Origin of the sequence: Amycolatopsis sp. WAC 04182 (genome assembly GCF_003947465.1) — a bacterium.
Taxonomy (GTDB): domain Bacteria; phylum Actinomycetota; class Actinomycetes; order Mycobacteriales; family Pseudonocardiaceae; genus Amycolatopsis.
This window is the reverse complement of sequence record NZ_QHJJ01000063.1, coordinates 1-637: the sequence shown is the minus strand read 5'-3', so window position 1 is coordinate 637 and position 637 is coordinate 1. Positions and strand designations below refer to the sequence as shown.

At 72.4% G+C, this 637-nt stretch carries 1 protein-coding gene and 1 pseudogene; both read left to right on the top strand.

Translation table 11 applies throughout. The features are described 5' to 3' along the window. Positions 1-349 (top strand): annotated as a pseudogene (locus DMH01_RS42530) (molybdopterin molybdenumtransferase MoeA); the annotation flags it as partial. Then, on the top strand, positions 346-637 hold a 292-nt coding region (locus DMH01_RS42525), incomplete at its 3' end, for a cyclic pyranopterin monophosphate synthase MoaC (protein ID WP_370323616.1). The pseudogene DMH01_RS42530 and the gene DMH01_RS42525, both read left to right, overlap by 4 nt.

Genomic DNA, 637 nt, shown 5'->3' with positions numbered 1-637 from the left:
CGGCGTGCTGGGTGACGACCGGGTGCCGATCTTCGCCCTGCCGGGCAACCCGGTGTCCTCCTTCGTGTCGTTCATGCTGTTCGTACGTCCCGCGCTCGACAACACGCGCGGCCTGCCGACCGACACGTCGCGCACGGTTACCGCCTACGTCACCGGGTCGCTGCGCTCGCCCGCGGGCAGGCGCCCGTACCTGCGCGGCGTGCAGGCCTCCGACGTCCCGGTCTCGCCGTCCCACGGCCAGGGCTCCCACCAGCTCGCCGCCCTGGCCTCGGCGAACGCGCTGATCGTGGTGCCCGAGGACGTGACCGAGGTCCCCGGTGGGTCGAGCGTGGAGGTGATCCGGCTGTGAGCGAACTCACGCACATCGACGAGACCGGCGCGGCGCGCATGGTCGACGTCTCGGCCAAGGACGTCTCGGCCCGTACGGCGACGGCGACCGGACGGGTGTTGTTGTCGGCCGAGGTCGTGGCGCTGCTGCGGTCCGGCGAGGTGCCCAAGGGCGACGCGCTGGGGGTGGCGCGGATCGCCGGGATCATGGGGGCGAAGCGTACGCCCGACCTGGTCCCGCTCTGCCACCCGATCGCGTTGCACGGCGTGAAGGTCGTGCTCGACGTCGAGGACTGGGGGGTGGCGATCA